This is a genomic window from Bacillus sp. FG16, assembly GCF_057809515.1.
Map to the genome: position 1 here is coordinate 1 of NZ_JBMDKC010000084.1, position 24,398 is coordinate 24,398.

Annotated in this window: 23 protein-coding genes and 4 pseudogenes; 20 read left to right on the forward strand and 7 right to left on the reverse strand. The window is 31.9% G+C overall.

The features are described 5' to 3' along the window. The first annotated feature begins 76 nt into the window (after positions 1–76). Both ACODS7_RS24080 and ACODS7_RS24085 read left to right on the forward strand, forming a co-directional pair. Positions 77–322, forward strand: a complete 246-nt coding sequence (locus tag ACODS7_RS24080) for a hypothetical protein (RefSeq protein WP_016081561.1) — start codon at positions 77–79, stop codon at positions 320–322. Positions 323–337: 15 nt separating this feature from the next. Continuing rightward, the gene (locus tag ACODS7_RS24085; protein WP_243168949.1) at positions 338–586 is read left to right on the forward strand and encodes a hypothetical protein; all 249 of its coding nucleotides are present in this window, start codon (positions 338–340) and stop codon (positions 584–586) included. Between the two features lie 17 nt (positions 587–603). On the opposite strand, the pseudogene ACODS7_RS24090 reads toward ACODS7_RS24085, so the two are convergent. The 3 genes and pseudogenes from ACODS7_RS24090 to ACODS7_RS24100 all read right to left on the reverse strand — a co-directional run. Continuing rightward, positions 604–660: pseudogene (locus ACODS7_RS24090) on the reverse strand (exosporium leader peptide-containing protein); the annotation flags it as partial. 197 nt (positions 661–857) lie between these two features. Continuing rightward, entirely contained in the window at positions 858–1,226 is a 369-nt protein-coding gene (locus tag ACODS7_RS24095) for an FtsB family cell division protein (RefSeq protein WP_029442347.1), read from the reverse strand. Positions 1,227–1,778: 552 nt separating this feature from the next. Further along, complete coding sequence (locus ACODS7_RS24100) at positions 1,779–1,994, reverse strand: hypothetical protein (RefSeq protein WP_488827751.1); 216 nt, start codon at positions 1,992–1,994, stop codon at positions 1,779–1,781. 587 nt (positions 1,995–2,581) lie between these two features. Between ACODS7_RS24100 and exsK the strand changes: the two genes are divergently transcribed. The 5 genes from exsK (at position 2,582) to ACODS7_RS24125 (ending at position 5,355) form a co-directional block, all read left to right on the forward strand. Further along, entirely contained in the window at positions 2,582–2,896 is a 315-nt protein-coding gene (exsK, locus tag ACODS7_RS24105; protein WP_016081557.1) for an exosporium protein ExsK, read from the forward strand. 139 nt (positions 2,897–3,035) lie between these two features. Continuing rightward, positions 3,036–3,545 carry a GNAT family N-acetyltransferase gene (locus ACODS7_RS24110; RefSeq protein ID WP_042968933.1) on the forward strand — a complete coding sequence of 170 codons (510 nt, stop codon included), beginning with the start codon at positions 3,036–3,038 and terminating at the stop codon, positions 3,543–3,545. 55 nt (positions 3,546–3,600) lie between these two features. Then, positions 3,601–4,161 (forward strand): nucleoside/nucleotide kinase family protein, encoded by a 561-nt coding sequence (locus ACODS7_RS24115; protein ID WP_029442349.1) that lies wholly within the window; start codon positions 3,601–3,603, stop codon positions 4,159–4,161. Continuing rightward, entirely contained in the window at positions 4,154–4,894 is a 741-nt protein-coding gene (locus ACODS7_RS24120; protein WP_029442350.1) for an alpha/beta fold hydrolase, read from the forward strand. Before ACODS7_RS24115 ends, ACODS7_RS24120 begins: the two co-directional genes overlap by 8 nt. Before the next feature lie 2 nt (positions 4,895–4,896). Further along, on the forward strand, positions 4,897–5,355 hold the full coding sequence (locus ACODS7_RS24125) for a DinB family protein (protein WP_029442351.1): 459 nt from the start codon (positions 4,897–4,899) through the stop codon (positions 5,353–5,355). 58 nt (positions 5,356–5,413) lie between these two features. Here ACODS7_RS24125 and ACODS7_RS24130 read toward each other — a convergent pair whose 3' ends face one another. From ACODS7_RS24130 to ACODS7_RS24140, 3 genes are all read right to left on the reverse strand, one after another. Beyond that, positions 5,414–6,430: a D-alanyl-D-alanine carboxypeptidase family protein gene (locus ACODS7_RS24130; protein ID WP_029442352.1), complete on the reverse strand. Its 1,017-nt coding sequence runs from the start codon at positions 6,428–6,430 to the stop codon at positions 5,414–5,416. Between the two features lie 175 nt (positions 6,431–6,605). Further along, complete coding sequence (locus ACODS7_RS24135) at positions 6,606–7,763, reverse strand: sensor histidine kinase (RefSeq protein WP_029442353.1); 1,158 nt, start codon at positions 7,761–7,763, stop codon at positions 6,606–6,608. Then, positions 7,753–8,448 carry a response regulator transcription factor gene (locus ACODS7_RS24140; protein WP_001038809.1) on the reverse strand — a complete coding sequence of 232 codons (696 nt, stop codon included), beginning with the start codon at positions 8,446–8,448 and terminating at the stop codon, positions 7,753–7,755. The genes ACODS7_RS24135 and ACODS7_RS24140 overlap by 11 nt, the downstream gene beginning before the upstream one ends. 192 nt (positions 8,449–8,640) lie before the next feature. Here ACODS7_RS24140 and yqeK point away from each other — a divergent pair, with 192 nt between their 5' ends. The 8 genes and pseudogenes from yqeK (at position 8,641) to ACODS7_RS24180 (ending at position 15,809) form a co-directional block, all read left to right on the forward strand. Next, positions 8,641–9,249 (forward strand): bis(5'-nucleosyl)-tetraphosphatase (symmetrical) YqeK, encoded by a 609-nt coding sequence (yqeK, locus tag ACODS7_RS24145; protein ID WP_029442354.1) that lies wholly within the window; start codon positions 8,641–8,643, stop codon positions 9,247–9,249. Between the two features lie 13 nt (positions 9,250–9,262). Beyond that, a pseudogene (locus tag ACODS7_RS24150) lies at positions 9,263–9,631 on the forward strand (DUF3885 domain-containing protein); the annotation flags it as partial. Between the two features lie 151 nt (positions 9,632–9,782). Beyond that, a pseudogene (locus ACODS7_RS24155) lies at positions 9,783–10,088 on the forward strand (DUF3885 domain-containing protein); the annotation flags it as partial. Continuing rightward, a complete protein-coding gene (gene mtnN, locus ACODS7_RS24160) occupies positions 10,085–10,822 on the forward strand; it encodes a 5'-methylthioadenosine/S-adenosylhomocysteine nucleosidase (RefSeq protein WP_029442355.1) in 738 nt (245 codons plus the stop codon). The pseudogene ACODS7_RS24155 and the gene mtnN, both read left to right, overlap by 4 nt. 16 nt (positions 10,823–10,838) lie before the next feature. After that, a complete protein-coding gene (locus tag ACODS7_RS24165) occupies positions 10,839–11,474 on the forward strand; it encodes an SDR family oxidoreductase (RefSeq protein WP_029442356.1) in 636 nt (211 codons plus the stop codon). An 80-nt stretch (positions 11,475–11,554) separates the two neighbouring features. After that, the gene (locus ACODS7_RS24170; RefSeq protein ID WP_029442357.1) at positions 11,555–12,403 is read left to right on the forward strand and encodes a GNAT family N-acetyltransferase; all 849 of its coding nucleotides are present in this window, start codon (positions 11,555–11,557) and stop codon (positions 12,401–12,403) included. Between the two features lie 191 nt (positions 12,404–12,594). Then, positions 12,595–12,969, forward strand: coding sequence for a hypothetical protein (locus ACODS7_RS24175; protein WP_029442358.1), 375 nt, complete (start codon positions 12,595–12,597; stop codon positions 12,967–12,969). Positions 12,970–13,144: 175 nt separating this feature from the next. Next, positions 13,145–15,809: pseudogene (locus tag ACODS7_RS24180) on the forward strand (M4 family metallopeptidase). 332 nt (positions 15,810–16,141) lie between these two features. On the opposite strand, the gene ACODS7_RS24185 reads toward ACODS7_RS24180, so the two are convergent. Next, positions 16,142–17,368 carry an AraC family transcriptional regulator gene (locus ACODS7_RS24185; RefSeq protein ID WP_016081546.1) on the reverse strand — a complete coding sequence of 409 codons (1,227 nt, stop codon included), beginning with the start codon at positions 17,366–17,368 and terminating at the stop codon, positions 16,142–16,144. A gap of 591 nt (positions 17,369–17,959) precedes the next feature. On the opposite strand from ACODS7_RS24185, the gene ACODS7_RS24190 reads away from it, so the two are divergent. From ACODS7_RS24190 to ACODS7_RS24210, 5 genes are all read left to right on the forward strand, one after another. Then, positions 17,960–19,621 carry an LPXTG cell wall anchor domain-containing protein gene (locus tag ACODS7_RS24190; RefSeq protein ID WP_080681791.1) on the forward strand — a complete coding sequence of 554 codons (1,662 nt, stop codon included), beginning with the start codon at positions 17,960–17,962 and terminating at the stop codon, positions 19,619–19,621. Positions 19,622–19,708: 87 nt separating this feature from the next. Next, a complete protein-coding gene (locus tag ACODS7_RS24195; protein WP_075719284.1) occupies positions 19,709–20,512 on the forward strand; it encodes a class C sortase in 804 nt (267 codons plus the stop codon). Positions 20,513–20,661: 149 nt separating this feature from the next. Then, positions 20,662–22,899: an MSCRAMM family protein gene (locus tag ACODS7_RS24200; protein WP_488827759.1), complete on the forward strand. Its 2,238-nt coding sequence runs from the start codon at positions 20,662–20,664 to the stop codon at positions 22,897–22,899. A gap of 157 nt (positions 22,900–23,056) precedes the next feature. Beyond that, positions 23,057–23,617, forward strand: coding sequence for a class I SAM-dependent methyltransferase (locus ACODS7_RS24205; protein ID WP_048564656.1), 561 nt, complete (start codon positions 23,057–23,059; stop codon positions 23,615–23,617). Between the two features lie 248 nt (positions 23,618–23,865). After that, positions 23,866–24,381, forward strand: a complete 516-nt coding sequence (locus ACODS7_RS24210; protein WP_243168947.1) for an SRPBCC family protein — start codon at positions 23,866–23,868, stop codon at positions 24,379–24,381. Positions 24,382–24,398 lie beyond the last annotated feature (17 nt).

The following is a 24,398-nucleotide window of genomic DNA, read 5'->3' on the forward strand; positions in this document are numbered from 1 at the left end:
AAAACTGCACCTCCAATTGTTAGACTGTGTCTAACAATTGGGGTGCAGTTCATATAATTATTACGGACAATTCACAATGGTAATAATGACGCTAGCCATTGTTCCAGGAGAATCAAGAAGTGAAGCAGTAACAGTTACTGTTCCAGGCCCATTAGCGGCTAGAAATACAGCGGTAAAGTTACCTGAAGCATTGGTAATGACAGCAAGAGGAACCATGAAAGCAAGAGCTGGGTTACTAAATGAAAAACTGACCACTACCCCTGGAGTAGGACTACCGTTTACTAATACTTGCCCAGAAAAAAATAAAGTATTATTTCCTTGAGTGGATACACATGCTGTGGTTTCGTTAGAAGTCAAAGTAATAGATGCAGGCCCAGCAGGAAGATTAAATCCAGTTGGTCCAGTTGGTCCAGTTGGTCCAGTTGGTCCAGTCGGTCCGGTTGATCCAGTTGATCCAGTTGGTCCAGTTGATCCAGTTGGTCCAGTTGATCCGGTTGATCCAGTTGGTCCAGTTGATCCAGTTGGTCCAGTTGGCCCGGTTGGTCCAGTTGATCCTGTAGAACCGGTGGGACCGGTAGGGAATTGAAAGGGTTGAACAGGTGGAAGTGTAGGTCCAATAGAACTCGGATTATGTGCAGCAAAAGATAAAAACTCGTCCATTATTTATCACCTCTAAAAATCGTATTACTAATAGTAAATGTAATGATAGAGTAAAGTGAAATGGACAAGTGATTGTATTTTAACAAATTAAACAAAGTAGTTATATGATAGAAAGAGAGATTCGTATGATTCCTTTAGAGATTAAATATAAAAAGGCGATTATCTTCAAATCGCCTTTTGGGTAATGCAGTGTAATTTTATTCAGTTATTTGAAATATAGTTTCATTCGGTTTAGAAAATCCATACAGTTTCCTTGCGAATTTTAAAATTTCTTCTTCACTACTTGTTAAAGCCTTGACATCATTGTTAAGGGAATGCCCATCCTTCTTTACAGAAGATAATTTTTGTTGCTCCGTATTAAGCGTGATTTGTTTTTCTTTAATCATTTCTTGTTGGTTATTCAGAGAATATTGCACGACAAAAATTATAGGTAATATAAAGACTAAAGTAGTTATAATACGGCGTCTTGTTTTTTTTATATTACCTTGTTGGGTATTAGGGTTCACTTGCTGTGAGGGTATATTTGGATTTGATTGGTGTGATGATATTTTTGGGATGTTTCCCATTAAAATGCCTCCATTACTGATTGTAGAATTTAAACCATTTAAAAGTATTATAAATGTTTAATAGGGATTTTAGAAGGTATTTTAATATAGGTGAGTTTTGTAAAGTTTAAACAAAATTTTTATTTAAATAAAAGAAACCCCGATTGTCTATAGGGCTCCTGAAGATAATCGTTAAGCAATGAAGCATTGCACTAATTAAAGATAGCATGAATTTTTTGATGAAAATATTGGTGAATTCGTCAAATCAATAAGCATCTAAAGTTTTATGCGTACGTGAAGTAATTAAAAAATCGATTTATAAGAGTCAGCTTTTTTTCTCAATACCCCACCAATCAGTAAATATATATGTCTGTCTGTTTAAGCCTTTACGTGTTCATTGACAAAAAGCTGACTATACTCAGTCAGCTTTTTATATATTACATTCTAGTATTTATCCCGCTATTTGCCGGGCAGTAAGGCCCCCACCTCAAAATTCAACGAAAGTAAGGAAGTAGGTGTGGGATCAACTATCCGTAAAAGCCCGAGTGGTCCCAAAAGACATATTCTTTCCTTTCAGTTGACATCGAAAATATTACCAATTTTTCCTTTTACAATGGCAACAAATAAAGAAACAATTACAGCGACACTTATTTCGTTTAGAACACCAATCATCATCACGATGACACTTTTCTTTAGATTTCCACCAATCATCATCACGATGACACTTTTCTTTAGATTTCCACCAGTCATCATCACGATGACACTTTTCTTTAGATTTCCACCAATCATCACAACAATGCTTTTTCTGAGAACTCCAGCAATCATTTTTCCAAGACATTCATTTCTACCTCCTTTTAATAGTGTTCATATTATTCTATGTTTTAATAAAAAAATGGCTTGTTTATTAACCTACTATTTTCCTTTTATATGATAGAGTATTTTCTACTAGATATAGAGTTCATACAAACAATGCTAATTTTTAAGAGATAATAGACAGAACTACTAGTTATGGTATTTTCCCATGAACATTTGTTAAAGAAAACATTCTGATTATAAATAATATCTTATTTTGGAGTACACTTCTCTGAATGTATATTTCACAATAGCGAAGGAAAAACAGGTGCGTCTTTCGGGGAGAGGGGGGCCTATTAAAAGAAAAAAGATTTGTTTTAGAAAGTGGATCTAAACATTAAATACAGCAGAATCCAACTCTCCTCATTAAACAACATATTAATTATGAGAGGTCTGTTTTTATAATTAATAATGAAAAGAGTGTTTAGTACAAGTGTTTGTTTTTTCCTTTCTATGTTTTTGCCTCGTACCCTTTTAAGCAAGTGGACATACTTTATTAATAGAAAGGATTAGGGGGTGAGGTTTTGGGGTCTCGATTTAATAATTGTAAAAAGAAGTGTAGATGTAAACAGGATGATTGTTGGGATGCTTTCGAAGAGTGTAAAAAAGAACATGAAGAACAAAATAAAAAATGCGATTGTTGCTGTGTTCAAGGAATTAGAGACGAGCTTAAAAAATTAGTACACAGTGCAGTGCGCATTACTACAACAGGAAATAATTTTGAAGGAACTGTTTCTTCAGTAACTTGTGATGTTGTAAGGCTTGCTAATAGTGCTGGCGTAGTTACGGTAATTATATCTGTATGTAAAATTGAAGCTATTGAACTATTGTTGACATAGGAAAAAAGCATAATTATGTTTTTTTATAAAGCCATTCACATGAATGGCTTTATTTTAATTTCATATAAAAGGAGAATATATTCTTTATATAGAAATAAGTTTGAGGCTATAAAGAGTGATGTACGAAAGGAGCATGGAAATGATCAAACTAGAAATCTTTAAAAAATCTGATTTTAAACAATTAATAAACTGGATTAATTCCGAAGAATTTCTAATACAATGGTCAGGAAATGCCTTCACATTTCCTTTAGACGAACAGCAATTAGAGAAGTATATAGAAAGTGCAAATACACTCGCTTTCAAAGTGGTAGATGAAGAGACTTCAGACGTTATTGGTCATATTTCGCTTGGGCAAATAGATAATATTAATAAGTCCGCTAGAATTGGAAAAGTATTAGTTGGTAATACAAAGATGAGAGGACGTTCTATAGGAAAACATATGATTAAAGCAGTACTTCATATTGCTTTTGACGAATTAAAACTACATAGAGTAACTCTTGGTGTGTATGATTTTAATACATCGGCCATTTCATGTTACGAAAAAATAGGGTTTGTAAAAGAAGGCTTATTAAGAGAGTCAAAAAGAGTAGGAGAAACGTATTGGAATTTATGGGAAATGAGTATGTTAGAATATGAATGGAAGAAGTAGCAACAATAGTGATTTATAATTATGTTATGTTAACAAAAGGGGCTTGGTGGGTATAGTGGATAATAAAACAAAAATAATTTCAATTGCAGCTGTTTCGGGGGGAGGTAAAACTACAATTACAGAAAGATTAAAGCATAAGTTTAAAAACTCAAAAGCTCTATATTTTGATAGTTATACATTTGATAACTGTCCCGCTGATATTTGTAAATGGATTGATGATGGGGCGAATTACGACGAGTGGGTATTAACACCATTAATTCATGATATTGAGCAACTTATACAAAATAATACCTTAGACTATATTATTGTAGATTATCCTTTTGCATACTTAAATAGTGAGATGCGAAAATTCATTGATGTAACTATATTTATTGATACGCCTTTAGATATTGCGATGGCTAGAAGGATTTTGCGAGATTTTAAGGAAGGTACAATAGATGAAATATATAATGATTTGGAACATTACATGACATATGCGAGAAAAGCTTATTTAGAGGCAATTCATACTGTTAAGCCGAATTCAGATATCGTATTGGATGGTTCTTTATCTGTAAATGAAATAATTAATCACGCTGTAGAGGAACTTGGCCGAAGAGAAGTGATTGTCAATGGTTAAATGTATAGAGGAATATATACAAGTTACTGATTTTAAAATGTATACGAAAATACTCCAAGGAAAGAAGCAGCAGCCTGTTATTATATTGGAATCAGGCTATGGCGATTATTCGAAGGCATGGAATCAAATTGCTGAAGGACTGACGGAATATGGTACGGTACTTACATACGATCGGGCTGGATTAGGCAAAAGCGGGAAGAGTTCCAAGAAACGTATTAGTTCTGAAATGGTAAAAGATTTGAGAACATGCTTAAATCTTTTACAACTGAAGCCACCTTATATTTTTGTAGGACATTCTTTTGGTGGTATAAATGCACGTTTATTTACGGATTTTTATCCTGAAGATATGTTGGGAATGGTTTTGGTTGATTCTACACCAGTAAATTATAAAGAAGCATTTTTGCAAATCATGTCTCCAGAATTTCAAGAAGCTTACTATAAACAATTTGTACATGAAAGTTCTTATGAAGAGTTTATGTTTAGTCTGGGTGAAGCAGATAAATATTGTCAGTCAACGAGAAATATTCCACTCGTCGTGTTAGCAGCTGGTAAAAAAGCTTTTTATTCGCAAGATGCACAAATAAAATGGTTACAATTGCAAGAAGAATTATTACGATTATCAAACAAAAATAAACTAATAATTGCAGAACAAAGTGGTCATTATATTCAAAAAGATGAACCACATTATATAACAGATGCTGTTAGGTGGATAATTGGAGTAGGGGAGAGATAAATGTGTACACATTATTTCAATATAATTGGCAAGTAAGAGAAGATTGGTTTAAGTGGTGTGAACAACTTTCAGAGGAAGATTTACTTTGCAAACGTGTTGGTGGTGTTGGGGGTATTTTAGAAACATTATTTCATATTGTAGATGTAGAGTATAGTTGGATTAGTGCTCTTCAAGGAGAAGATGATAGAGAACCGCAATTTAAAGATTATCAATCGATTCAACAAGTGAAAGCGTTATCTGATTTATATAAACGAGAATTAAAAGCTTTTTTGCAGTTGTGGTCATCTAGTCTAGAATGTAAGATGTTTAATGCTTCGTGGACAGATAAAACATATACATACGGTGAAGTTTTAAGACATGTAATCGTACATGAAATCCATCATATTGGTCAGCTATCTATATGGGCGAGGGAGTTAAACTTGCAACCAGTTTCAGCAAATTTGATTGGAAGAGGATTATAGAATTAGAAACCGACTTGCATCTTAAACGCAAGTCGGTTTTTATATATAAGAAGATTTCTTAATTGAAATCCTCGGATTTTTTCTGACGTATATGTAAAAACATTAAGGTGGTAATGATTAAGAAAATCATTATAGTTTGTATAATTAAGTTTTTAAACTGAAGCAATATTGTCCAAGATGTAAGGGTGTCTTTAAAAGCTTGGAGTGCAGAGTACGAGGAAGGATCAAAACCATACTGTAGCAACTTTTTTGTTTCAATAAATGAGATGTTTTCTTCATCTGCATCTAATATTACTGAAATTAGTCTAGTATCTCCTAGTTCTGCTGTACTGACAAAACTATAATTACCGTTAGTTGAAAAACTAGTTTGTAAGCCATCAACACCTTGAAGTTTAATGTTTTCATTAAGGGAATATATCATTTTATTCGTATTGAAAACCTGGGAATCTTTGAAGGTAAATTGGTAAGAGGTTAGTTTCGTAATATTCAATACATCTGGAAAATCTTTTACTAATCGTGCAGCTAGTTTAGCTGCGTCTATTGCTGTTGTAGTTGATTGTTTATTTGTATCATGATTAATTCCAGTAGAGTTTAGAAATGGAGATGGTTGTAATAACTGTAGTTCTTTTGCTTTTTTATTCATTAATATTGTAAAGTTATCTTCATTTCCAGCAATGTGTTCTGCTAGAGCGAGTGCAGAACGATTATTCCCTGCCAGTAGCAATGCATGAAGTAAATCACGAACCGTTGTTTTATCATTCGATGTTACTTGTATAGGGCTTGTCTCTACTCGGAAAACTTCGTTACTTATTTGTACGAAGTCATCTAACTGTATTTTTCTATCATTTAGTTGCTCCAATACGATATATTCTGTCATTAATTTAGATAAAGTAGCTGATTGTACTGGAGTTTCTTCATTTTTTTTATAAACAATTTCACCCGAATTAGCATTTATTAAAATAGCTGATTTAGCTTGAATAATCGGACCATTTACATAAAGGTAAAAATATAAAACGATAAGTGCAGTAATGAAAAAAGATAATAATAAAATAGCGAATTTTTTTAAGAATTGCATAAGCGATCCTCCTATTATGACATCAATAATAGTATTGTAAAAAGGAATGCTTAATTAGGAAGAAAGAAAAGGTAAAGAATTTCTAAAGAATTATAAAGGATTATTAAATTTAGGGAAATAATAGAAAAAGTTCAATTTCTTATATGATAAGAAATTGAACTTTTTATTTGTAATATTAACATTTGTATGGAAGTAGTTTTACGGTGAATGTTGTTTTTTCGTCATCACTATATACTTCAATTGTTCCTTTATGCAACTCGACTATACTTTTTGCAATTGCTAATCCAAGTCCAGATCCACCAGTGTTTGTAGAGCGTGATTTCTCAACGCGATAAAAACGTTCAAAAATATGAGGTAAATCCGTACTAGGAATAGGTTGTCCGTAATTTGTTATATCAATTGTAATCATATTATTGCTTTCATAAGCAGTAAGGTCAATATAGCGACCTTCGCTTCCATAAGCGATAGCGTTTATAATAAGATTTTCAAACACACGCACTAATTTGTCACCATCAGCTAATACCATGAGCTTTTGAGACGGGAAAGAAGGCCGACATTCTATATTAGCTTCTTGAACCTGTATGCGGAATTGAACAGTTAATTGTCCAAGTAACTCTACAATATCAATAGGGACAGAATACAAGCTTAATTCTTTATTTTGAACACGTGTATATTCGAACAAGTCATTCATTAATGCATTAAGACGAGTTACTTTATCGTAAATGACTTGAATATAGTATCGCAATTCCACTTCATCTCTATAATTATCATGATGGATTAAATTTACGTATCCAACTATAGAAGTAAGAGGAGTGCGTAAGTCATGTGATACATTTGTAATAAGTTCACTTTTTGCTTGTTCCGCTTGTCTTTCTTCATCAATTGAGACTTTTAATTGTTCAACAATTTCATTGACCCCGATTGCTAACTCTTCCAGATAGTTATGATTTACAATAGAAACTTTATGATTGAAGTTTCCATTTGCAATGTAACGAATTTCTTCTATCATTTTTTTAATACAAGTTTCATAGTAAAGTTTTCTCTCGTGACGATAAAAAATGTAAAGATAGGATGAAAAAATAGAAAATAAAAACAAATAAGAAACAATCATCATCCATAAAGACTCTTTAATCCCTTTATACTTTTCATAACCAAAAATTCGAATGAATTCTTTACCAAGTTCGGTTAGAGTAAGTGAACTCTCAATTACACTCGTAACGAGGCGATAAATAATTAATTCAGTAATAGGAGTGAGTGTGATAGCTAATAAGAGCCAAAAAATAAGTTTCCATTTAGGAATATCTTTTAATATATCAAATGCTTCATTTCTCAATTTTATAGCCAACTCCCCAAACAGTATGAATCAATTTTTCTCCATTCATTACTGTTTCAAGTTTATCCCGTAAGTTGCTAATATGGACCATTACCGTCTTATTTGAACCATAACCATCTTCATTCCAAACGCGTTCGAAAATTTCTTCTGAACTAAATACTCTTCCTGTATTACTCGCAAGTAAATATAAAATATCGAATTCAATAGAAGTGAGTTTAATATACTCTCCATTTACTTTAACAGTATGATTATGTTTGTGTATTTCAACAGAGCGAATACGAATAATACCATCTTCATTCTTTTGCGAAGTAGCATTTTGGAAAGAGGATCTTCGTAATAAAGCTTTTACTCTAGCTACTAATTCTAATGGATTGAATGGTTTGATCATATAATCATCGGCACCTGTCATAAGACCTAATATTTTATCCATATCTTCTGCTTTTGCACTAAGCATTAGAATTGGTACAGTATTATTTTCACGTACTTCCTGACAAACTTCTAATCCGTTTCGTTTTGGCATCATAATATCCAAAATCATAAGGTCAACTTCATATGTAGAAACCTTTTGCAATGCTTCATCGCCATCATAAGCTTTATAAATGTTATAGCCTTCATTTCGCAAATAAACAGCAAGTAATTCAACAATCTCTTTATCATCATCAATAATTAATATATTTTTATTCATTGTGTAGTTCCTTTCCTTACAAATCATCAACATTACTATAATATCAAACATTTATGTACTTGTAGCGATGATTCTGTATAAAATTTCATGTAACGTATTAAAAAGGAGTAAAAAGATTAATAACGAATATAAAATAACAAGGATATTTAGATTCTACATTATACTGAAAGTTAGTTATAAGGGGGATTTTCTATGCTATATAATGATATATATTCATTTACTCCAACTGGAAAAATAGAAAATGATATTAAAGATTTTCTACTAAAATATAATAAAGAGTTTACATATAAACATTCAATGCGTTTGGCAAATGAGGCAAAAAAGATTGCGGAAAAGTTTCACGTAGATAAAGAAAAAGCAGCAATTGCAGGATATTTACATGATATTAGTGGCATTTTTCCGAATGAGGAGCGGATTGCAGTTGCTGAAGAATTTGGGGTAGAAATAGTGGAAGCAGAAAGAAAATTTCCTATGATTATTCATCAAAAATTATCGAGAGTAATCGCAAAAGAAATATTTAAAGTAGAAGATGAAGAAATTTTAAATGCAATTTGTTGCCATACAACGTTGCGTAAACATGCAACGAAAATGGATTTAGTATTATTTGTTGCAGATAAAATAGAATGGGATCAAAAAGGGACACCACCATATTTAATAGAAATAAAAAAAGGATTGGAAAAATCTTTGGAAAAAGCAGCTTTTGTATATATTTCATATTTGTGGGAAAGGAAAGATACATTGAAAGTTATACACCCGTGGCTAGAAGAAGCATATTGGGATTTAAAAAGAATTGTACAGTAGAAAGGACAAGGAAATACAATTAAAAGAATATATGAATCAAGCATTTCCAGGAGTTACATTAGGACCCTACTTATTATCTCAGTGGGAAAATCATTTACATTTTGATTTCGGAAAAGATAAATATCAAATTGTAGAAGGAACCGACGATTTAAATATGGAATACTTTTCTCAACTATATACATATAATAAATTCTTATTTGAAGACATATTTTCAAAAGAAGATGTAGTGTTTGTAGTGACAAATGTTTATAGATTTAAAAAGGAAAACATAAAAACTCCACAGAAAATAAATGTATACAATAAATATATTAAGAAAAGAGATTTAAGATTTCATATAAGACAAGAAACGTTACCGTTTCTATTTGAAGATGAAGAAGCAGATTTATCCCGCATTAACGGGCAGTAAGACCCCCACCTCAAAATTCAGCGAAAGCAAAGAAGGTAGGTGGGAATCAACTGCCCCTAAAAGCCCGATTGGTGAGGGCTGATAATCAGTGGGGATGAACAAAACCCCCACTGATTAAAGTTTCACTTTATATTGTACATATCAATTTTCTTTAAAATGTCTCGTAGAAGATATTAAGTATGAATCGCTTATACAAGCTGCTAATCATGAGGATTTCTCTGCTCTGTATCCTCGATTTGGACGAAAAAAAGAAATTTCTTATCCAGATGTATTTCTCATAAATGAAACGAAAGATATTGTCATGTTTATGTATGATGATAGAGGATGTGAAGTAATTGCGAAGAATAAAGAAATAATACGAGATTTATATAAGAAATACAAAGAATGGATTCCAGATTATGAACGAGAAAGTATAGATAACTTATTTAAATGACAATAGGGGAAGTGAAGCGTGTAATGAAACGTATTGCAATTGTATCTGCATGGGAACCAGAACTGACATATTTGCATCAACATTATCCGAGTGAACGTGTTGAAAAAAGAGCAGCTTGGGAATTTCATTTTCATACTATTAATGAGCTGGAAATTATATCAGTTGTTACTGGTGTCGGTAAAGTAAGCTGCGCTAGTTGTGTACAATTGTTAATTAGTGAGTTTCAGCCAGATGAGTTGTTTATGACAGGAATATGCGGAAGTTTATCAAACAAGGTGAAAAACGGTCATATTGTAGTGGCACTAAACGCAATACAACACGATGTTACTGCTGCTGGCTCAGGGGAAAATGTTTTTAATTTATATAACGGTAGAACAGCACCTATTGAAACAACAAAATCACTTGTAAGAAGAATAAAAAAAATACGATCGTATGATCCAATACATTTCGGTACATTTTTATCAGGAGATCAACGTATTCGTAGTTCAGAAATGAGATATTTACTCCATACCGTATATGGAGCATTGGCAGTTGATCAAGAAGTAGCAGCTTTCGCCTATGTGTGTCAAATAAATAAAAAACCATTTCTATGTTTAAAAGCTGCTTCAGATCAAGCGAATGATAAAACGAAAGAAGAACAAAAAATCTTTAAAATGCTAGCATGCGAAAGAGCATGTGAGCATTTAATTGCTTTTTTACGTGTTTATGAGATTAATGTAGTAAATAATAGATAGTTAGAGGGTTTTAAGCTTGGAAACTACAAATAAAATAGCTATTTTGGGTGCGAATGGAAAAGTCGGGAAATTCCTCATAAATGAAGCGTTAGAACAGGGATTTCAAGTGAAAATATTAACGAGAAATTCTAAAAATATGCCGATAAATAATGAGAATATAGAGGTTATCATTGGAGATGCCCGTGATTTTTCTTCAATCCAGGAATTACTTCAAGGTTGTAGAGCTGTGATTAATGCTGTCGGTCAACCGAAAAATGAATCTTATATTTTTAGTACAGTTACAAAGCATATTTTAAAAGTAATGAAGGAATATGAAATAAAACGTTATATTCTTATTTCTGGTGGCTCTATAAATGTTGTTGGAGATCAGAAAGGGATTGTAAATAAAATGGGGGCTAACTTGTTTAAATTATTTTTACCAAAAATGATGCAAGATAAATATAAAGAGTTACAAATTCTCCAAAGTAGTGATGTAGATTGGACGGTTGTTAGATTACCATTTGTTATAGAGGGGAATGGTATAGGAAATATAAAAGAGAGTTTAGTGGATATGCCAGGAATTAAAATTCAAAATGGAGATATTGCACCGTTTGTTATAAAACAAATTAATAGTAAGTTATATGTAGGGAAATGCCCGTTCATTTCAAATTAAGAGCTGAAATTTATAATAGATGGAATATATTATATGGGTACATGTTGAGGTTAATACAAGCAATTGGAGGGCAATTTTATATGATTCAATATAAAAGGTGTAGTGAAGTGAATATTGATTTAGTATATGAAGCTTTTAAAGATGGATTTTCCGATTATATTATTAAGATGGAGGTTTCAAAAGAGGATTTTATACAACGTTTTTTGGGACCAGAAGGTAATTTGCTAGAACATTCTTTTCTTGCTTTAGACGGTGACAAATCTGTTGGCGTAATACTAGGTGGTATAAAGGATTATGAAAGTATAAAGACTATGCGCTGCGGAACATTAGCGGTTCATCCTAATTATCGCGGTATTGGTGTGAGTCGAAAATTATTTGAACTGCATAAAGAAGAGGCGATTCAACATGGATGTAAGCAACTTTTTCTCGAAGTCATTGTAGGAAACGACCGAGCGATTCATTTTTATAATAAGTTGGGCTATGAAAAAGTGTACGATCTTTCTTATTATAATTTAAATGATTTGACTAAAATAATGAATAAAGATTGTAAGGATATTGAAGTAAAACAATTAGAATTTCCAACTTTTAAAGATGAAATTCAGAAATGGTTAAACTTCCATATAAATTGGCAAAATGATATTGATTATATCGAACAAACAAATAATATATTTTATGGTGCATATGTCGATAATGAGTTAAAAGGCTCTCTATGTGTAAATGAACAAGGTAAAATTAGTTTTATTTTCGTAGACAAAGATTATAGAAATATTGGTGTTGGGATGACATTATTACAAGTAGCAAGAGAAGAATTACATTTATCAAGTTTATCAATTGGGTTTCCTAACAATAATTTATTGGAGGGTTTTTTAAAGAAATGTGGATTTGAAAAGAATTCTTTAGCGCAATATGAAATGTATTTATTACTCTAAGAGCGGAAAGATTTATTCTTTTCGTTTTTTATTTTTCTGTTATGTTGGTAAATGCTCCGCAACTATAATTTATAATGAGAGGGATTTTGTTTATCCTTAAGTTATTTTTTTAATTGTCAATTTTATGCTAATAATTTTCTTTGTATAATATTCTAATTTTATGTAGAATAGATACGATGGGAGGGAATGAAATGAATAATGGATTAAAGTTTAAGATTTTTGAATTGCATTGTCTCGTTCAAAAGACTTATTCTGATATTAAAATGGCATGTGATATTGCTATTTATCAAGAAAACACTTCTAAATATTTAATTTCATTAGGATTTTTAAATAAATCATATATGACTTATATAGAAGCAAAAAGATTCTATCGCGAAAATGAAGAGCTTGTAAGTGTAGAATTTGATAATTTCTTTGATGTGTATGATAAATTAGAAAACGAATTAAAACAAGTTATTTCAACTGAAGATAAAAATCCTTCATCGCTACATAGCAGACTTGATCAGTTTCAGCAGAAAGTTGAAAATATAAATGACCTAATAAAAGTATTGCAAAATGCTCGTTAATGAATGCTTTTTTCTTTTTTGTATAGAAATTATGTATTAAAAACATTTTAGGGATATTACATATTGAAGAGGTGGCTTTTGTAGATTACAAAAGTCATCTTTTTATGTTAGGAATAGATTGTATACATTTTAGCAGTTTCATATAAATAATAGAAATTTATACGAGGTAAATATCATGGGAAATAAAAAAGAAATAGCTATAGTTGCATTAACAACAGGATTCGTTTTAACAAGTGTAATACCATATGGAGTAGGTCATGCAGAGGAACCTGTTCAAATGCAAGTTGAAATTCAAGAGGATTCGTTCCGTACAGGTGATCTTACACAACCATCAAAAAAAGCGCCAGAGAATGTAGTGAAAGATGCACTTAAGGAAAATACGGAGCATGCTTTGTCTCCAAAACAAGTTAGTGCAGAAACAGGAGTAGATTACAAGGTTCTTCAAAAACGTGGTTCTTATGATGGAACTACACTTGTGCGCATGCAACAAATATATGAAGGAAAAGAAGTGTATGGTCACCAGTTGACTGCTCACGTAGATAAAAAAGGTATTATTAAAAGCATTTCAGGAGCTAGTGCACAAAATTTAACACAAGAAGATTTAAAGAAACCTATTAATTTATCAAAAGAAGAAGCGAAACAATATATTTATAAAAAGTACGGAAATGAGACTAAATTCATTTCTGAACCAGAAGTTAAGACGGTTATTTTTGTTGATGAAAATCATGGGCAGGCTAGCAATGCATATCAAGTTACATTTGCTGCTACAACACCAAATTATGTATCTGGGACTTATTTAGTGAATGCTCATAATGGTGAAATGTTAAAAGATATGGTACAAGAATCAAGTTTGAAAATAAGTGAAGAGTATGTTCAATCCGTTAAGGAAAATAAAACTAGCAATTTCACATCATTAACTGGAACAGGAAAAGATGATTTAGGCGTAACTCGTACATTTGGTATTTCTAAACAGACCAGTGGGAATTATGCGCTTGCTGATTACACAAGAGGACAAGGAATTGAGACATATGATGTAAATTATAGAGATATTACAAATGAAGAAAGTTATTATCCTGGTATACTAACAACTAGCGTTTCAACAACATTTAATGATCCAAAGGCGGTAAGCGCTCATTTCTTAGCAACAAAGGTATATGATTTTTATAAAGAAAAATATAAGCGTAATAGTTTTGATAATAAAGGGAAAAAAGTAGTTTCAGTTGTACATGCATGGGATTCCGGAGGAACAAATGATCCTGAAAATTGGGAGAATGCATTTAGTACTAATATTAATAACATTAGTATGCTTTTATATGGAGATCCTATGGTAAAAGCGTTCGACATAGCGGGTCATGAATTTACACATGCGGTTACATCTAGCGAATCTAACCTTGAATTTTCAGGAGAATCTGGGGCGATTAACGAGGCATTATCTGATATTATGGGAACGGCCATAGAGAAATACATAAATAATGGAGAATTTAACTGGACAATAGGAGAACAAACGGGATCGACTTTTCGTAATATGAAAAATCCAACTGCAATTAATTTTTCAGAAGGACTACCGTATCCTGATGATTATAGTAAATATAATGATTTAAATGGAGAGGATTATGGAGGCGTTCATTTTAACTCAAGTATTATTAATAAAGTTGCGTATTTAATTGCACAAGGTGGTACTCATAACGGTATAAATGTAAATGGTATTGGTGAAGATAGAATGTTTGATATTTTCTATTATGCAAATACTGATGAATTAAACATGACTTCTGATTTCTCTGAATTGAGATTGGCATGTCTTACAGTTGCAACTAATAAATATGGAACGAACTCAATTGAAGTTCAATCAGTCCAAAATGCTTTTGATGCGGCAAAAATTACAGGAACAGTGAAAGAAAACGAAAAAACAGTAGAAAACCAAGCGCCAGAGTTAACTGTACCGAGTACCATTACACTACGTGTAGGAGATACGTTTGATCCAATGAGAAATGTAAAAGCTGTTGATAAGGAAGATGGTGATTTAACAAATAAAGTAAAGCATAAAGGCGATGTAGATACTTCAAAATCAGGTACATACATTATGGAATACATGGTTGTTGATTCTCAAGGGCGGAATGCAACGGCAACACAGACTGTAATTGTAGAGAAAAATGGAGAAACATCAGATTTAGAACCTAAATTAACAGTGCCTGTTGGAGCGACAATTCATGTAGGAGATTCATTTGTTCCAATGGCAGAAGTATTAGCTATCGATAAAGAAGACGGTGATCTCACTTCTAAAATCAAAGTTGATGGTGAAGTAGATACATCTAAAGCTGGTACCTTACGTATTAACGTACACGGTTACAGATTCTAAAGGTCATGAAGTAACGGCGGAGCAAACTGTAACGGTCAAAGTTAGAGAAGAAGTTAAAAATGATAAACCAATACTAAAAGTACCTGCTACAACTTCAATTACTGAGGGTGATCAATTTGATCCGTTAGTAGGAGTATCAGCTACTGACAAAGAAGACGGTGACCTTACTTCTAAAGTAGCGTATGAAGGAACTATAGATATAACTAAAGCTGGTACTTATGAAATAATATATAGTGTAAGAGATTCCGTGGGTAATGAGGTAAATACAATACAAAAAGTGTTAGTGAAAGATAAAGAAACTAGCAAACCTAATGGTCTTGCTAATAAGACAAACAACAGTAATACCGATAAAAAAGAATATACATATAAGGAGCTTCCAAAGACGGGTGTAAGTACAACTAACAGTGCAGCAATCGGCATATTGATGATTCTTACAGGTACAGTACTCACTTTGGTTCGCAAATTTAGAAAGATACAAAAATAATAGTAGGGATTATTCGTTTGAAGAAAAGAGTTCATTATCCAGAAGAAATAAAGTAGAAAGTAAGTAAAAAGAAATATGGATTTTTTACTTAATAAGATTTTAGTAGTTAAGCGGTACATTTGGATTTTGTAAAAATTTACAGTTGGATGCCATTTTGTCTACAGAACTATATTACATATAAAACACGTTACTATTCTCATTAAAATAAAAGAATAGTAACGTGTTTTTTGATTTGAAAATAGCATAAATCCTATAGCTCATGAATATAGGAGTACTTCTAATTTGCCATTGATAAGTTACTGAAAATACTTTGTTTTAATGGAAGTGTCACTCTAAATGACAACATGAGATTTTCGGTATTTACCAGGTGTTTCGTTGGTGAATTTTTTAAAAATTTTAGTGAAATAGCTTTGATCGCTAAAATTAAGCGAAGCGCATATGTCTGATAAAGGATAGGTGGTGAAAGTTAATAATTTCTTTGCTTCTTCGACTCGTTCACGTTGAATGTACTCAATTAATGAAATACCGACCTCTTTTTTAAATAATATAGATAAATAATCTGAATTCACATTTGCAAATTTAGCAAGTTGTTTAACAGATATTGGATTGTAAATATTTTTAAAAATATAGTTTTTGCAGATAGCAATAGTCTGTGAATGTTGCTGTGTTTTTTGTGCCTTTACACGGTCTGCAAAGGTACAAAAAGCATTTTTTAACAAATCCCAAACAGATTCTTTGTCTTTTAAATCTTCTGTTCTTTGAATATGTAAATCATAAATTTTGTAAGCAATCCCAGATGGAAGTCCCCCTTTTATCGCATATCTAGTAGCGAGCGTGATGGATGAAATACAAATGTTTTTATGACGTCTTAATTGATGGAATGAAGATAAAGATGAAAGAGTCTCTTGTTGGAATTCGTAATAATATTTGAGTACGGTTTCTTTATCCCCGTTTTCTATAGAACCAAGTAATTGCTGCTCTATATATAAATTATGATAAATGGATTCGTCTTTTTGCATTGAAATATATACATCTTCGTTTAAGATTCTGCTATGACTTATATGAAGTGAATCACTGTTATTTGAAAAGGTGCTTACATCTGAATTTTTTTTATAGAGAATGTTATAGAACAATATTGCTATATTTACAAAGAAATTTTGATCTTTGACTGACAATGAAAAATAATGGTCTCTTGTTCTTTTATAATTTGGAATGAAATTAAGGTTACTATCCGTTTTACTTGTAGAAAAATTTACATGTGCCAAGGGCCCAATAATAACAGTACCGTTCACCATATAATCGCTCTTTATGTGAATTAAAATGAAGTGCCCTAGATGTTCGTGAGTTCTGAAGATGGGTGAATTATATGTATCATTTCTCTGAAAAAGCACATGTAACTGTTCTATTTTTGATGTATACAACGAATGTGAATCATTTTTTGATGTGAATTCTAAAAGAATATTTTTGTTACAATCTAAAAAACAAACTGGAATTTCAAAAGATTGGAAAAACATATTGCAAATGTACTCTATCTCAACTAGACTGAGCTTTTTAGTCATATTCTTCCTCCTTACAGTTATGCGTAATAGTTAAATAAACATATATTCCTTTTTTCATAAGTAGAAACGGAAAATCTTTATTAATAAAAAATATAAATAAAAGTTATAAACTTCTAAGAATAATACCATAATTTAACATGAATAGCACATATTATTTGAATATACAGGTAATAGTTTTGGACAGTAGCGTAAAATATGAATCGTCACACTTATTTGTTGGTTATTACTTATATGTATTAAAAATGATTAAGGTTGGATTTTAAATAGGGATAGGAAGTGAGAAATTAATAGATTGACAGTAAGTGACTAGTCGAAATTAGCAGTGAAAGCTATTATGTAACAAATGTAATGATTTTTGAAGTAGAGATATAAGTGTAATTTAGGGGAGAAAATTACATATATCATGTGGAGAGACAACGTAATAATAGAAGATAAGAAAAGTGAATAAGTGATTGTAAACAATGGATTGTTGGACGACTATGTTTTATGTTATTCGTTTAAATCTGATACTTGGCACACTATTGCTTTTAAGAAGGTAATAGTAATAAAGAGATTTTTAAAATGATAGAAGTAGTAAAGGGGATAAGAGAAATGAAAAAAATATTTAGTGTGCTTTTAGTGTTATTCTTAACATTTTCTACATGGTCTAGTGTATTAGTAAAGGCAGGTTCACCATCTAAAGGTACTTTAACGATTCATAAGTATGAACAAGAAAAAGATGGAGCGCAGGGACTAGAAGGTGACGGTTCTGCAAATCAAGAGGTGCCAAAAGATACGAAACCATTAAAAGGTGTAACGTTTGAAGTAAAAAAGGTTGCCTCGTTTGAAAAAATTTCAAACGATGGGAAAATCGTAAAAGAAGATGTGAAACCTGTAATGGGAGCAACTCCAACGCAAGTAGTAACAGATGATAACGGACAAGCTGTATTAAAAGATCTTCCGCTAGGACGTTATGAGGTGAAAGAAGTGGCAGGACCTCCACATGTTAATCTAAATCCCAATACGTATACAGTGGATATCCCATTAACGAATAAAGAGGGTAAGGTGCTAAACTATGATGTTCACATGTATCCTAAAAATGAGGTTAAACGTGGTGCAGTGGATTTAATAAAAACTGGTGTAAATGAAAAAGCATTAGCAGGTGCAGTATTCTCTTTATTTAAAAAAGACGGTACAGAAGTGAAAAAAGAGTTAGTAACAGATGCTAATGGTCATATTCGCGTGCAAGGATTGGTGTATGGAGAATACTATTTCCAAGAAACAAAAGCTCCGAAAGGCTATGTAATAGATCCAACTAAACGTGAGTTTTTTGTTAAGAACTCCGGAACAATTAATGAAGATGGAACTATTACTTCTGGTACAGTAGTTAAATTAGAAGTGAAAAACTATGAAGAACCAATAATTGATAAAAAGATTAACGGAAAATTGGAAGCGTTACCAATCAATCCGTTAACTAATTATAATTATGATATTAAAACATTAATTCCAGAAGACATTAAGGAATACAAAAAATATGTGGTAACAGATACTTTGGATAATCGTTTAGTGATTCAAGGAAAGCCAATTGTGAAAATTGATGGAGCAGAAGTAAATGCAAGCATTGTAGAGGTAGCTATAGAAGGTCAAAAAGTAACAGCTACAGTAAAAGATTTCACAAAATTAGATGGTAAAAAAGAATTTCATTTGCAAATTAAATCTCAAGTAAAAGAAGGAGTACCATCTGGTTCGGAAATTTTAAATACAGCAAAAATTGATTTTACAAATAAAAATGATGTAATTGGAGAAAAGGAATCTAAACCTGTAGTTGTTGTTCCGACAACTGGAATAATTGAGTTAATAAAAATTGATGGTGCTAATAAGAATAAATTAAAAGGTGCAGAGTTTGTACTTAAAGATAAAAATGGAAAAATAGTTGTTGTAGCAGGAAAAGAAGTAACAGGTGTATCAGATGAAAATGGTGTTATTAAATGGTCTAACATTCCATATGGAGACTATCAAATTTTTGAAACGAAAGCACCAACATATACAAAAGAAGATGGTACAAAAGCTTCTTATCAATTATTAAAAGATCCCATTGATGTAAAGATTAGCGAAAATAATCAAACGGTTAAATTAACGATTGAAAATAATAAAAGTGGATGGGTTCTTCCGGTAACGGGTGGCATAGGAACGACTCTTTTTACTGTAATAGGCCTTACGTTAATGGTTACAGCGGCATTTGTTTTCTTTAGAAAAAAGTTTGCTAATAATTAAGATTTTAGGAACATGTAACTATGGGAAAAGGGGAGAAGCAAAATGCTTCCCTCTTTTCGATATTTAAGCATATACAGAGGTGGAAATATGAAACGAAATCTTGTTTTGGGAGGTATTTTTTTATTTGGATTAGGTGTTTTTTTATATCCTACTATTAGTAATTGGTTGGCGACTCGTGCACATTATTCTGAGATTAGCTCTTACGATAAGAAGATCAAAGCGCTACAAAAGAAAGAAGTCGAACGTAGGGAAAAAGAAGCAGCCGAATATAATAAACAAGTTCACACTTCCACGAAAACATTTACTGATCCATTTTCTGAAAAAAAAAGTAATCATCAAGCATATGCTGATGCGTTAAATTTAGGAGATGTAATGGGGTATATTGAAATATCGAAAATTAATATAAAACTGCCAATCTATCAAGGGACATCTGAGGAAGTATTGAGCCGCGGGATAGGTCATTTAGATTTTTCTTCGCTCCCGATAGGCGGAGAAAATACGCACACTATTTTAACAGGGCATCGTGGTTTACCATCAGCAAAATTATTTACAGATTTAGATAAGTTGAGCGAAGGAGATCTCTTTTATATTCATTCTTTAGACAAAGTTCTTGCTTATAAAGTAGATCAAATTAAAGTAGTGTTACCACACGAAACGGACGATCTACAAATTGTAGAAAATAAAGATTATACAACTTTAATTACGTGTACGCCTTATGGAGTAAACACCAATAGATTGCTAGTTCGAGGTGTGCGTGTGGAGTTAAACGAGAAAGAAAAACAAAAAGTGAGTACAGAGATATTTATATTTAATAAGTGGACTGTAATAGTTCCAATCCTATTGTTATGTGTGTTTCTAGTCGTAATTTATAAGAAAAGGTTAACTCGATAGAATGTATTTATCCTGCATTAATGGACATTGGGACCGGAAATTCAGAGATAAGTAAAGAAGATATATAGGGAATGAAGTAAATCCTCATTGATAAACATGTCATTTTATTCGACTATAGAAAAAATACGGTAAAGGTGGGAACAAAGGAATTGAGGCTAGGATTAAAGCTGGTAAGTATTCATTTTATTGTTTTGTTAATGTTAAGTGTAAGTTTTGTCGTATATGTACCACAAGAAGCATATGGATCCACGACAAACTTAGAAGGTCTAGGTGATATATCGCGTTATAATGCAGTTGTCTTTGGTAACCATAAAGCAATAGGTGGCGACATTGAAGGAGCAATTGCAGTTCAAGGTGATATGGATGCATCGGGGTATACAATTGTAGGTGCTGCAGCGGGAACATCTAATATAGTAGGTGAAAAATGGGTTGATGAGGGATATCCGTCCTTGTTATTGTCTGGAAAATTTAAGAAATCAAGAGAAGAATCTTTTATCATTCAAAACGGAATAGTCGTAATGACAAAAGAGAGTGATCCAGATCGCATCATACAATCTTCTTATGATCATATCGTTTATAAAGAAAAACTAGAAATTGACGCGAAATTTAATGAATTTCGCAATATAGTGAACCAAGTCAGTAAAAATGCTGGTCAATATAAAACGAATACCCCAATTCCAAATATGAGTTATGGAATCGGAAAAGATATAAACAATTCTAATATTTATGTTTCATCAGAATTGACAGGGAAAAACAATTTAGATATAAGAGATGTATTTTTACCGAGTGCTAAGGACAAAGATTTTATTGTTATGTATTCGGATGCAACAGAGGTTACATTTAAAAATGGGTCTATACTATATGACACGAACAATATTGGAAGGGCTACAGATATAGTTCCTACATCACAACCATATTCTCCTAATTCCCCGTTTACTGAGCTATATGGGAAAGTGATTTGGGTTTTTCCAAATGCGAAAAAAATTACAACAGAGGGATATGGTGTCGTTGGGAGTGTGTTTGCCCCCAATGCTGTATTAGAAACAAAAGGCGGTTCGATTAATGGACAAGCATTTGTCGGTGCGGTACAACAAACTGGTGGATTTGAATTTCACAATTTCAAATTTAACTGGCAACATTGGAACAAGCCTAGTACTGGAAAAGTAAAAATAAAAAAGGTTGATAGTAATAATGATAATAAAAAATTGGTGGGAGCAAAGTTTCATATAGAAGATTCAAATAAAAAAGTAGTTGGAGAACTAGTAACAAATGAAGAAGGAGAAGCGATATCAAAAGACTTACCAAAAGGAAACTATACCCTTGTAGAAATAGAAGCGCCAAAAGACTATGAATTATTAAAAGATAAAATAGCTGTAAAAGTAGAAAAAGATGCAGTAGTAGAAATTAAAATAGGAAATAAGAAATTGCCAGATCCAATGGGGAAAATAAAGCTTGTGAAAGTAGACATAAGTGATAAAAATAAAAAACTAGCAAGGGCAAAGTTTCATATAGAAGATTCAAAAGGAAAAATAGTTGGAGAACTAGTAACAAATGAAGAAGGAGAAGTCGTATCAAAAGACTTACCAATAGGAAACTATACCTTAGTGGAAGTAGAAGCACCTAAAGGTTACGAATTATTAAAAGAAAAAATAACTGTAAAAATAGAAAAAGATGCAGTAGTAGAAATTAAAATAGGAAATAAGAAATTGCCAGATCCAATGGGGAAAATAAAGCTTGTGAAAGTAGACATAAGTGATAAAAATAAAAAACTAGCAAGGGCAAAGTTTCATATAGAAGATTCAAAAGGAAAAATAGTTGGAGAACTAGTAACAAATGAAGAAGGAGAAGTCGTATCAAAAGACTTACCAATAGGAAACTATACCTTAGTGGAAGTAGAAGCACCTAAAGGTTACGAATTATTAAAAGAAAAAATAACTGTAAAAGTAGAAAAAGATGCAGTAGTAGAAATTAAAATAGGAAATAAGAAATTACCAGATCCGACTGGACAATTTGAAATTGAGAAAGTTGATGATAAGGATATCAATTTAAAACTACAAGGCGCTATATTTCAAGTCTTAGATAAAGAGGGTAAAGAAGTGGCTAGATTAACAACGGATGAAAAAGGAAAGGTGATTTCCAATCAATTAGTACTTGGAAAATATACGATAAAAGAAATAAAAGCGCCAAACGGATACATGTTACTTAGAGATCCAATAGAAATAGAAATTACAGAAGCAGTAAAGACACAAAAAATAACAGTGAAAAATGCGAAGAATAATTGGGTAATTCCTAATACTGGTGGGAGCGGAACAACAATTTTTTACGTAATTGGTATTATGCTAATGTTTGGTGTGCTATATTTCTGTAAGAAAAATCGTATATCATGAACTAATTTTATAAAGTTAGACAGATTGTTACATTAGAGAGTTTATAGGACATGAGTTCGGTATTGTACTGGACTCATGTTACAAAATTTTGAAGGAGGAAGGATAATAGTAAACATAGAATATATTAATGAATTAAAATATTTAAGAGGTGAAAATGGTGGCAATAAAACAAGAGGAAATTAAAGTAGTTGTCGGAGCTGGAGTGTTTAATAATAATCCAGGCTGGATTCAAACGCAAGAAGGTGAACTTAACTTACTAGATAAAGCTACGTGGGAAGGAAGATTTGAATACAATTCTATTTCAGCTATTTTAGCTGAGCATGTATGGGAACACCTTACTTTTGAAGAAGGTGTAAGAGCAGCTGAAATTTGTTATGAATTTTTAAAACCATCTGGTCATATTCGGTGCGGAGTCCCTGATGCATTCTTTCAGGATGAGGCATATCAAAATATAGTTCAAATAGGGGGCCCCGGTCCGAAAGATCATCCAGCAGCAAGTCATAAAATCGTTCATAATTATATAACATTAACGAAAATGTTTGAAACTGCTGGATTCGAGGTAGTTTTACTTGAATATTGTGATGAAAATGGTCGGTTTTATTACAACGAATGGGATGCAAACGACGGTGTTATTTTCCGTTCGAAAAGGTATGATTCTAGAAATAAAGGCGATAAACTTGGTTTTCCATCGCTAATTGTCGATGCGATTAAGCGTTAATCATTAATCATTCCACAAAAACAGGAGTTAATCCTATGATTTCATAAGTCGCAAATGCGGCTTTTTTTATTTGTACGTAAATCTATATTTAATTTTCAATATTATATAACTCGATTTAGAAAATATTTAAGTTTTTCTCAGCACCATTCACTTTAAATTAACACTTCGTTGTTATAAATATTTATTTTATATTTATATTCGTGTAAAATGAAGTGAGAACATACATTCTATATAAGGAGGCAATCAAAATGATAGCTGAAATTGGGAAACTAACTGATGGATATATTGTAAAATTTGAACGCGAATTTCCATATACGGTAGAGGAAATTTGGTCTGTATTAACAGAAAACAGTAAGCTGAAAAAATGGATGTCCAATTTACAGATTGAAAGCCTTAAAACTGGTGGAATAATAAAGTTCGACATGATGGACGGTTCATTCATAAACATTGATATTTTAGAATGTCAAGTAAACTCAGTACTTGAATTTACTTGGGATAAAGACCGTGTCCGATTTGAAATACATAAAGAGGAAAATGGTACTCTTTTACTTCTTAAAGAGTACATTCATGAATTAACAGATCATACACCGAGAGATATAGCTGGTTGGCATATTTGTTTAAATCTTTTTTCTTACGTTTTAAAAGGAGAAGAGAAAGAATTTTCTAAAGATGAATGGCAACAATGGTTTGAAATATACAAGGATAAGATTCATGAAGTGAGAGGATATATAAATGCTAGTTTAAATGTACACATTAACACTTGAATAATCATGTACATTTT